Source organism: Streptomyces sp. MK37H (assembly GCF_018035285.1).
GTDB classification, from domain to species: domain Bacteria; phylum Actinomycetota; class Actinomycetes; order Streptomycetales; family Streptomycetaceae; genus Streptomyces; species Streptomyces endocoffeicus.
Map to the genome: position 1 here is coordinate 1 of NZ_JAAAYH010000340.1, position 9,829 is coordinate 9,829.

A 9,829-nucleotide genomic window follows, 5' to 3' on the forward strand; every position below is an offset into this window, starting at 1 on the left:
GGGCGAGGGCCGTGCGCACCCCGGCCGGGCCGGGACGCCGACCCCCTCGTCGCCGGACGGGGACCCCTCGGCCGACACCGGGGACGACGAGAGCACCGGGCGGTTCTCGGTGGTGCCCGAGTGGACGCCGTCCTCCCTCCCCGTCCCGCAGCGGCCGGACCGGCATCAGGCGCGCGAATCGCTCCCGTCCGGACAGCCTTACGGTGCTCAGCGGACCGCCGCCGAGCCCAGCGGGCGGGCGATGCGGGTGCTGCCGCTGGGCACCGGTCTCGCGCTCACCGGCCTCGGCCTCGGCCTGGCGTTCTTCGGTCTGCGGCTGCGCCGTCGCTGATCACCGCCACTGATCTGATGGCCGCCGCTGACGGCCGTCGCCGGTGATCGCCGCCGAATCCTCGACCCTCGCCCGTCGTACCGGGTGCCGGTGCGGAACAATGGGGGTATGAACCAGCCGATGAACGAACGAGCGCAGGAGAGCCCGCACGTCCTGGTCGTCGGTCCGGACGGCATGGCACTCGGCGGCGTCGCTCCTGCTTCTGGCGAGGGCAGTGGTGACGACGAGTCGCGCGAGGTTCCCGTGACGGACATGGTCGAACAGCCGGCGAAGGTCATGCGGATCGGCAGCATGATCAAGCAGCTGCTGGAGGAGGTCCGCGCCGCACCTCTCGACGAGGCCAGCCGGGTCCGGCTCAAGGAGATCCACTCCAGCTCGGTGAAGGAGCTGGAGGACGGGCTCGCGCCCGAGCTGATCGGGGAGCTGGAGCGGCTGTCGCTGCCCTTCACGGACGAGGCGGTGCCCACCGAGGCGGAACTGCGCATCGCCCAGGCTCAGTTGGTCGGCTGGCTGGAGGGGCTGTTCCACGGCATCCAGACCACCCTGTTCGCCCAGCAGATGGCGGCGCGCGCGCAACTGGAGCAGATGCGCCGGGCGCTGCCGCCGGGGATCGGCGGGGGCGAGGAGGACGAGGCCGTGCCCAAGCCGGGCGGCGCCCGCTCGGGGCCGTATCTCTGAGCCGCTCCCGAGCCACGCGCCGGACACAACGACCGGACACGCACCGGACACAACGAAACGACGCCGCGGGCCTCACCTTCCGATGAGGCCCGCGGCGTCGTCACGCCGGAAGCGGAGCGAGCGCCCCCTACCCCGGGTTGCCGGTGGAGACGGTCAGCTCGATGGTGTCCGTCTTGGGGTTGTACGGCTCGTAGTTCCGGTACGTGTAATTGAGGACGGTGCCCTTGCCCCACAGATTCTCGTCCTGGGGCACCACGCGGTACTTCCAGCCCGCCGCGCGGATGCACTTCTTCACCGAGTCGATGTAGAGGTTCTGGAAGTCGGGCACCGAGTACGTGCCCTTCTCGTCGGTGTCCTCGTACGCGTCGGTGCACTTCTTCGCGTCGATGGTCTTGGTCTTGTCGCCCATGCGGAAGCCCGCGGCGGTGTCGGAGGCCGACGGCGACGCCGACTTGCCGCCACCGCCCCCCTTGCTCTCGTCCTTGGAGCCGCCGCCGTCGCCTTGGAGCGCGATGACCAGGATCACGGCGATGACCGCGATCGCCGCGACGACGGCCGAGCCTATGATCACGCGCTTGTTGCCGCCACCGCCCCCGTTCCCGGACGGCGTCGAGGGCGAGATGTTGTACGGCGGCGGGGTGCTGGGGCCCTGGTACGACGAATTCGGGGTCTGATAGCCCGACTGCCCCAGCGGTGTCGTGGACTGAGCCTGGCCGACCGGGGGCGGCGGGGTGGACGGGCCGAAGGCGCCGAACTGCCCGGGGGAGTGCTGCGGCTGGTACGGCGTCTGGACGCTGCCGGGGCCGGGCGCGGGCGTCTGCTGGTCGATCGGCGGGAAGACCGCCGAGCCGACACCGGCGCCGCTGCGGGCCGGGGGGCCGCCGCTGATGATGATCGGGGAGGCGCCGGTCTGCCCGGTACGGGCGACTCGTGCGCATTCGTCGCGCATGGCCTCGGCGGTCGGGAAGCGCTCGTTCGGGTTCTTCTTCAGAGCGCGGGCGACCAGCGCGTCCACCGCCGGGGGAATGGACTGGTTGATCGAGGAGGGCGCGACCGGCTCCTCCTGGACGTGCGCGTACGCGATGGCCAGCGGCGAGTCCGCGTCGAAGGGCAGCCGGCCGGTCAGCAGCTCGAAGAGCATGATGCCGACCGAGTACAGGTCGCTGCGGGCGTCGACGCCGCGGCCCAGCGCCTGCTCGGGCGAGAGGTACTGCGGGGTGCCGACGACCATGCCGGTCTGGGTCATGGAGGTGACCCCGGACTGCATGGCGCGGGCGATGCCGAAGTCCATGACTTTGACCACATTACGCTTGGTCATCATCACGTTGCCTGGCTTGATGTCGCGGTGGACCAGCCCCATCTCATGGCTGATTTCCAGCGCCGCCAGCACATCGCTGGTGATCTTCAGTGCCTTTTCGGTCGGCATCGCGCCGTATTGCCGGACGTCGCCGTCCAGAACCGAGCGCAGCGGCTGCCCCTCGACGTACTCCATGACGATGTACGGCATCAGCGAGCCGTCGATGGCGTCCTCGCCGGTGTCGAAGACCGAGACGATATTGGTGTGCGTGAGCTTCGCCACCGCTTGGGCCTCGCGGCGGAACCGCTCGCGGAAGGACTGCTCGCGTCCCAGCTCGGTGTGGAGCGTCTTGATCGCGACCTGGCGGTCCAGCACGGTGTCATAGGCCAGGTGAACGGAGGCCATGCCACCCTCACCCAGCAGGTCACGCAGCTGATACCGGCCGTTCGCCAGAGAGTGGCCTTGGTACCTGCCCGATGCGCCGTACTGGCTCATTTCGTACTTCCCCCTCGGCGCACTCACTACTCTGACGCGCACGTTTCGACGCATTGATCTTGATGTTCTGGATATCGTGGCCAAGTCTGCCCCAGGCCACGGACACGTCAAGCCGCGTTGCCCGTTCCGTGACCGGATGCGCAAGAACCCGTCACGCGATTTGCATCGCTTCACCGTCAACAGGTTTGATGGCCGGTCCATCACCAACCGATACACGGCGCGAAGGCTGTAGCGTGCCTAGCGGGAACCGTACCGCCCGTGGGCGGGGCGATCTCGACCCGACCCCCACCGAGAACGAGACGGCGAGGACCGATGGCACAGACCCAGAGCGCCCAGGGGCCCTCCGAACCTGACGCCAGCGGGTCCGGAATGTCGGATACGCCCGAGGTGTGGGGCAACGGAGGACTTGTCGGCGATGGTCGATATCGGCTTACCAGTCGACTCGGCCGCGGCGGTATGGCGGAGGTGTTCGCTGCCGAGGACCTCCGGCTCGGCCGTACGGTCGCGGTGAAGCTGCTCCGAGCCGATCTGGCCGAGGACCCGGTGTCCAAGGCCCGCTTCACCCGCGAGGCACAGTCCGTGGCCGGGCTGAACCACCACGCCGTGGTGGCGGTCTACGACTCCGGCGAGGACACCGTCGGCCAGAACACCGTGCCGTACATCGTCATGGAGCTGGTCGAGGGCCGGACCATCCGCGATCTGCTGCTCAACGCCGAGGCCCCGCCGCCGGACCAGGCGCTGATCATCGTCTCCGGGGTGCTGGAGGCGCTCGCCTACAGCCATCAGCACGGCATCGTGCACCGTGACATCAAGCCCGCCAACGTGATCATCACCCACAGCGGCGCGGTCAAGGTCATGGACTTCGGTATCGCCCGCGCCCTGCACGGCGCGCAGTCCACCATGACCCAGACCGGCATGGTCATGGGCACACCGCAGTACCTCTCGCCGGAGCAGGCCCTCGGCAAGGCCGTGGACCACCGCTCCGACCTCTACGCCACCGGCTGCCTGCTCTACGAGCTGCTGGCGCTGCGCCCGCCGTTCACCGGGGAGACCCCGCTGTCGGTGGTGTACCAGCACGTCCAGGACACCCCGGTGCCCCCGTCGGAGACCTCCGGCACCGTGCCGCCGGAGCTGGACGGCCTGGTCATGCGCTCCCTCGCCAAGGACCCGGACGACCGGTTCCAGAGCGCCGAGGAGATGCGCGGACTGGTCCAGTACGCGCTCCAGATGCTCCACGAGGCCGGCGGCCACACCGGCATGTGGAACACCGGCCCGGTCACCCAGCACCTGGGCGCCGCCACCCCCGCCATGGGCATGCCGGGAGTCGGGGCCACCACCGCGCTGCCGCACCCGGGCCACGGCGAGACCTCCCAGCAGCCGATCGTCACCGGCCCCGGTGGCGGGGGCGGCGGCTACCACGGCGGTTCCGGCCGCCGTAAGGGCCGCGGCAGGATGTGGCTGATCGCCGTGCTCGCGGTGATCGCGGTCGCGGCGGGGGTCGCCTTCGCCCTCCAGGCCGGCGACAAGGGCGGCGGGAAGCAGCCGGGCAAGCACCAGACGTCGGTCACCCAGGAGAAGACGGAGAAGCCGACCGACAAGCCGAGCGACGACTCGGGCGACGAGACGGTCCCGAGCGACGACGAGAACACCTCCGGGCACACGGGCAGCGACTACACCCCGACCGCGAACCCGACGCCGACGTACTCGGACGACCCCACGGGCGAGCCGACGGACCCGGAGACGGACCCGGGCACCGGCGAGCCGACCGGCGGGGAGACCACCCCGGGCGGCGGCGAGGAGACCACCCCGCCGACGGACCCGGAGACCGACCCGGGCACCACCGAGCCCACCGGTGGCACGGCGGGCGCCACGGACGGTGGCGCCGCCGGTACGCCCTGACGGCCGGGGCGCCCCACGGCGCCCCCGTCACCCGCAGAAGGCGTCGCGGACCGCGTCGTACTCCCGGGTCCACCACACCACCAGCGCGGCGGCCGCCGGGAACTGCGGATCGGCGCGCCGGTCCCCGCGCTGGTAGCGCCAGCGCAGCATCCAGAAGTCGTTGAGCCGCTCCCACCACACCCGGTGCACGGCCGCGGCCATCTCGGAGGTCCCGGCCCCCGCCGCGCCGCGGTACGCCCGCGCGTAGGACCGCACCTTGGTGAGCTCCAGGGTGCCGTCGGGCCGTACGAAGAAGATCGCGGCGGCCCGGACCGCCTCCTCGGCGCGCGGCTGCACCCCGAGCCGGTCCCAGTCGACGATGGCGGCCGGTTCCGTGTCGCGGTAGAGCAGGTTCAGCGGGTGGAAGTCGCCGTGCACCCAGCCGGCGACCGGTACCGCGTCCGCCTCCGGGCGGCGGTGGGCGTGCCGCTCCACCAGCGCCCGCCGCTCGACCAGCCGGTGCTCGGCGAGCTCGTCGAAGGTGTCGCGGTTCCGGCGCCCCCGGATGAGCGTGAGCAGCTCGTCGATGACGGCGAAGGTGTCCTCGGGGTCGGCGGCGGCCTCCACGGGCGGCCTGCGGTCGCCCGTACGGGCCCGCATGACGCGCTCCAGACAGGTGTGGACGAGCCCGAGCAGCCCGCCCAGCCGCCAGCACTGCGGGGTGGTCAGCTCACCGCCGTCGCGGTGCCGCCCGTCGATCCAGGGGTGTAACGCGTAGCAGCGGCCGCCGATGACGGCGACCGTACGGCCGTCGGCGTCCGGGACCGGCGGGGCGACGGGCACCCCGAGCGCCTCCAGCCGCTGGGTGACGCGGTGCTGGCGGGCGATGGCGGTGCGGTCGCCGTCGAGGTGGTGCTTGAGGAAGAACCGGCCGCGGGTGGTGGCGAGGCGGTAGCCCCGGTTGAGCAGCCCCTGGGTGAGCGGTTCGCAGGAGACGGCCTCACCGGCGGTGTCATAGCGGCGGAGCAGGGCGCTCAGGGTTTCCCCGTCGGGAGCGGCCTCGGCGGAGCGTACATGTGAGCGCGGCACCTGCCAGATGTTAGATCACCGGACATCACCGCCACGGCGCGCGAAGCCGGAGCACGGCACCCCGGGGGACGGCTGGTTGACCGCGGCGGGGCCGTGGCAGGGCCGTGGCGGGCCCGGGCCGGGGTCAAGGCTGGGGGTGTCCGACGGATCGTGACGCCTGCGGCGGGCTGTTCCCCTCCCCGCCCCTTCCCACAACTGGGGCTCCGCCCCAGACCCCGGGGTGCAGGGGCGGTGCCGGTACGCCGAGGAGGGTGCCCTCGTCGGCGAGCCCAGACCCCGGGGTGCAGGGGCGGTGCCCTTGCCGTGCGGTGGTGTCCGCGCCGTGCGGCGAAGCCCTGCCGTGCGGCGAAGCCTGCCACGCGGCGGAGCCGCAAATCGATGCCGAGGGAAGACCTGCGCCCCCGCCCAGGGCCGGGGCGTATCGGCTGCGTCGCCCCCGCCGGGGTCAGCGCTCTGGCCCTCGCCGCCCTCGCCAGGGCTAGCGCTTCTGGTCCCTCGCCGCCCTCGCCAGGGCTAGCGCTTCTGGTCCCTCGCCGCCCTCGCCAGGGCTAGCGCTTCTGGTCCCTCGCCGCCCTCGCCAGGGCTAGCGCTTCTGGGCCTTCACCGCCCCTCGCCAGGGCTAGCGCTTCTGGGCCTTCACCGCCCCCGCCAGGGCTAGCGCTTCTGGGCCTGCGTCGCCTGCATTCGGGCGACGTACGCCGCCGCCTGCGAGCGGCGCTCCATGCCCAGCTTGGAGAGCAGGCTGGAGACATAGTTCTTGATCGTCTTCTCGGCGAGATGCAGCCGCTCGCCGATCGCCCGATTGGTGAGCCCCTCCCCGATCAGCAGCAGGATGCGGCGCTCCTGCTCGGTGAGGGCGGCGAGCTGGTCGTCCGGTTGGGCGGCCGTCTGGCCGCGCAGCCGCTCCAGTACCCGGGCGGTGGCCACCGGGTCGAGCAGCGACCGGCCCGCGGCCACGTCCCGGACCGCGGCGAGCAGTTCATCGCCGCGGATGTCCTTCAGGACATAGCCGGAGGCGCCCGCGATGATGGCGTCGAAGAGCGCCTCGTCGTCGGCGAAGGAGGTGAGCATCATGCAGCGGACGCTCTCGTAGCGGGCGCGGATCTCCCGGCAGACCTCGACCCCGCTGCGGTCGGGCAGCCGAATGTCCAGGACGGCGACGTCCGGACGGGCGGCCGGGATCCGCGCCAGCGCGTCGGCCGCGGTGCCCGCCTCGCCGACCACCTCAATGTCCGGCTGGCCCGCGAGCAGGTCTCGTACGCCGCGCCGGACGACTTCATGGTCGTCGACCAGGAAAATCCCTATTTTTCCTTCTTCGCGCACGGATCCAGTCTCACACACGAAGTCTTCCCGCGTCGTTGTCCAGCGGGATACCGTGCGCTTGTCCGGCGGCCTGTGGGGCTGTGACCAGTGGAAGTTTCCCCATCCACGCGATTTACTTGGAAATCCAAGCAAAATTGCAGGTCAGGTGGGGTTTCGCAGACATGCGACGCACTGGGTAACGTGCCTTGTGCAGGGCCAGCCGCCGGGAACCTGTCACGCCCGGTCATGCTCCGGCGCACCCACCCCGTGCGCCGTGGCGGAACGGGCGAGCCGCAACTGGCCGCCGGCGGATCCCGGGGGCCGGACAGACGGAGGAGCACACGTGACCGTGGAGAGCACTGCCGCGCGCAAGCCGCGCCGCAGCGGAGCCAAGCGCAGCACCACCGCGCGGGACGCCAAGAAGCAGCCTGCGGGCCAGCCCGAACTCGTGCAGCTGCTGACCCCCGAGGGCGAGCGTGTCGAGCACCCCGAGTACGCCATCGACCCCACCCCGGAGGAGCTGCGCGGTCTGTACCGGGACATGGTGCTGACACGGCGGTTCGACGCCGAGGCCACCACCCTGCAGCGCCAGGGCGAACTGGGCCTGTGGGCCTCGCTGCTCGGCCAGGAGGCGGCGCAGATCGGCTCCGGCCGGGCGCTGAACGACGCCGACTACGTCTTCCCCACCTACCGCGAGCACGGAGTGGCATGGTGCCGGGGCGTCGACCCGACCAATCTGCTGGGGATGTTCCGTGGGGTGAACCACGGCGGCTGGGACCCGAACAGCAACAACTTCCACCTGTACACCATCGTGATCGGCTCGCAGACCCTGCACGCGACCGGCTACGCGATGGGCGTGGCCAAGGACGGCGCGGACGCCGCGGTCCTGGCCTACTTCGGCGACGGCGCCTCCAGCCAGGGCGATGTCGCCGAATCGTTCACCTTCTCCGCGGTCTACAACGCCCCGGTCGTCTTCTTCTGCCAGAACAACCAGTGGGCCATCTCCGAGCCCACCGAGAAGCAGACCCGGGTGCCGCTCTACCAGCGCGCCCAGGGCTTCGGCTTCCCCGGGGTGCGGGTGGACGGCAATGACGTGCTCGCCTGTCTGGCCGTCACCAAGGCCGCGCTGGAGCGGGCGCGCACCGGGCAGGGCCCGATGCTCATCGAGGCGTTCACCTACCGCATGGGCGCCCACACCACCTCGGACGACCCCACGCGCTACCGCTCGCCCGAGGAGCGGGAGCTGTGGGAGACCAAGGACCCGATCCTGCGGCTGCGCACCCTGCTGACCCGCGAGGGCCTGGCCGACGACGCGTACTTCGCCGATCTCGAGCGGGAGAGCGACGCGCTGGCCAAGCGGGTCCGGGACGCCGTACGGGCCATGCCCGACCCCGAGGACATGGCGATGTTCGAGCACATCTACGCCGACGGGCACGCGCTCGTCGACGAGGAGCGGGCGCAGTTCGCCGAGTACCAGGCTTCGTTCGTCACCGCTGAGGAAGGCATCTGACATGGCCGCCGAGAAGATGTCGCTCTCCAAGGCGATCAACGCATCCCTGCGGACGGCCCTCGAGACCGACCCCAAGGTCCTGATCATGGGCGAGGACGTCGGCAAGCTGGGGGGCGTCTTCCGCGTCACCGACGGGCTCCAGAAGGACTTCGGCGAGGACCGGGTCATCGACACCCCGCTCGCCGAGTCCGGCATCGTGGGCACCGCGATCGGGCTCGCGCTGCGCGGCTACCGCCCGGTGGTGGAGATCCAGTTCGACGGTTTCGTCTTCCCCGCCTACGACCAGATCGTCACCCAGCTCGCCAAGATGCACGCACGCTCGCTCGGCAAGGTCAAGCTGCCGGTCGTCGTCCGCATTCCGTACGGCGGCGGCATCGGCGCGGTGGAGCACCACAGCGAGTCGCCGGAGGCGCTGTTCGCGCATGTGGCGGGGCTGAAGGTGGTCTCACCGGCCAACGCCTCCGACGCCTACTGGATGCTCCAGCAGGCCATCGACAGCGATGACCCGGTGATCTACTTCGAGCCCAAGCGCCGCTACCACGACAAGTCCGAGGTCGACACCGCCGCGATCCCCGGTCCGCTGCACGCCGCCCGGGTGGTGCGGCCGGGGACGGACCTGACGCTCGCGGCCTACGGCCCGATGGTGAAGGTCGCCCTGGACGCCGCCGCGGCCGCCGCCGAGGAGGGCAAGTCGATCGAGGTCCTGGATCTGCGGTCGATGTCGCCGATCGACTTCGACTCGATCCAGCGTTCCGTGGAGCGGACGGGGCGGCTGGTCGTCGTCCACGAGGCACCGGTATTCCTGGGCACCGGGTCGGAGATCGCCGCGCGCATCACCGAGAGGTGCTTCTATCACCTCCAGGCCCCGGTGCTGCGGGTCGGCGGCTTCCACTCGCCGTACCCGCCGTCACGGCTCGAGGACGAGTACCTTCCGGGGCTGGACCGGGTGCTCGACGCCGTAGATCGCGCGTTGGCGTACTGAAGGGCTTGAGGAGATCGTGACGATGACCGCAGTCGAACAGCGCTTCCGTGAGTTCAAGATGCCCGATGTGGGCGAGGGGCTGACCGAGGCCGAGATCCTCAAGTGGTTCGTGGCGCCGGGCGACACCGTGACCGACGGTCAGGTGGTGTGCGAGGTCGAGACCGCCAAGGCCGCCGTCGAGCTGCCCATCCCCTTCGACGGCGTGGTGCACGAGCTGCGCTTCGACGAGGGCACCACCGTGGACGTGGGCACGCCGATCATCTCGGT

The 9,829-nt window shown here is 71.1% G+C and carries 8 protein-coding genes and 1 pseudogene; 6 read left to right on the top strand and 3 right to left on the bottom strand.

Translation table 11 applies throughout. The annotated features are described in order from the left end of the window. Positions 1-331 (top strand): annotated as a pseudogene (locus tag GWI24_RS33230) (hypothetical protein); the annotation flags it as partial. A gap of 108 nt (positions 332-439) precedes the next feature. Further along, positions 440-1,009 (top strand): bacterial proteasome activator family protein, encoded by a 570-nt coding sequence (locus tag GWI24_RS33235; RefSeq protein ID WP_210949769.1) that lies wholly within the window; start codon positions 440-442, stop codon positions 1,007-1,009. 127 nt (positions 1,010-1,136) lie between these two features. Here GWI24_RS33235 and GWI24_RS33240 read toward each other — a convergent pair whose 3' ends face one another. Beyond that, entirely contained in the window at positions 1,137-2,801 is a 1,665-nt protein-coding gene (locus tag GWI24_RS33240) for a protein kinase (RefSeq protein WP_210949770.1), read from the bottom strand. Between the two features lie 312 nt (positions 2,802-3,113). Between GWI24_RS33240 and GWI24_RS33245 the strand changes: the two genes are divergently transcribed. After that, complete coding sequence (locus tag GWI24_RS33245) at positions 3,114-4,700, top strand: protein kinase (protein WP_210949771.1); 1,587 nt, start codon at positions 3,114-3,116, stop codon at positions 4,698-4,700. Between the two features lie 27 nt (positions 4,701-4,727). Here GWI24_RS33245 and GWI24_RS33250 read toward each other — a convergent pair whose 3' ends face one another. Next, positions 4,728-5,768, bottom strand: a complete 1,041-nt coding sequence (locus GWI24_RS33250; RefSeq protein ID WP_210949772.1) for a phosphotransferase — start codon at positions 5,766-5,768, stop codon at positions 4,728-4,730. A 654-nt stretch (positions 5,769-6,422) separates the two neighbouring features. Next, positions 6,423-7,091, bottom strand: coding sequence for a response regulator transcription factor (locus GWI24_RS33255; protein WP_210949773.1), 669 nt, complete (start codon positions 7,089-7,091; stop codon positions 6,423-6,425). 322 nt (positions 7,092-7,413) lie between these two features. On the opposite strand from GWI24_RS33255, the gene pdhA reads away from it, so the two are divergent. The 3 genes from pdhA to GWI24_RS33270 all read left to right on the top strand — a co-directional run. After that, positions 7,414-8,580, top strand: a complete 1,167-nt coding sequence (gene pdhA, locus GWI24_RS33260) for a pyruvate dehydrogenase (acetyl-transferring) E1 component subunit alpha (RefSeq protein ID WP_210949774.1) — start codon at positions 7,414-7,416, stop codon at positions 8,578-8,580. A 1-nt stretch (position 8,581) separates the two neighbouring features. Then, positions 8,582-9,562, top strand: coding sequence for an alpha-ketoacid dehydrogenase subunit beta (locus tag GWI24_RS33265; protein ID WP_210949775.1), 981 nt, complete (start codon positions 8,582-8,584; stop codon positions 9,560-9,562). Positions 9,563-9,575: 13 nt separating this feature from the next. Beyond that, a partial coding sequence (locus GWI24_RS33270) for a biotin/lipoyl-containing protein (RefSeq protein ID WP_374103368.1) occupies positions 9,576-9,829 on the top strand: 254 nt, incomplete at its 3' end.

Excerpts from the sequence above, each read along its gene's own strand:
- GWI24_RS33265 (WP_210949775.1), top strand. The coding sequence starts at position 8,582 with ATGGCCGCCGAGAAGATGTCGCTCTCCAAGGCGATCAACGCATCCCTG.
- GWI24_RS33245 (WP_210949771.1), top strand. The coding sequence starts at position 3,114 with ATGGCACAGACCCAGAGCGCCCAGGGGCCCTCCGAACCTGACGCCAGC.
- GWI24_RS33240 (WP_210949770.1), bottom strand. The coding sequence starts at position 2,801 with ATGAGCCAGTACGGCGCATCGGGCAGGTACCAAGGCCACTCTCTGGCG.
- GWI24_RS33235 (WP_210949769.1), top strand. The coding sequence starts at position 440 with ATGAACCAGCCGATGAACGAACGAGCGCAGGAGAGCCCGCACGTCCTG.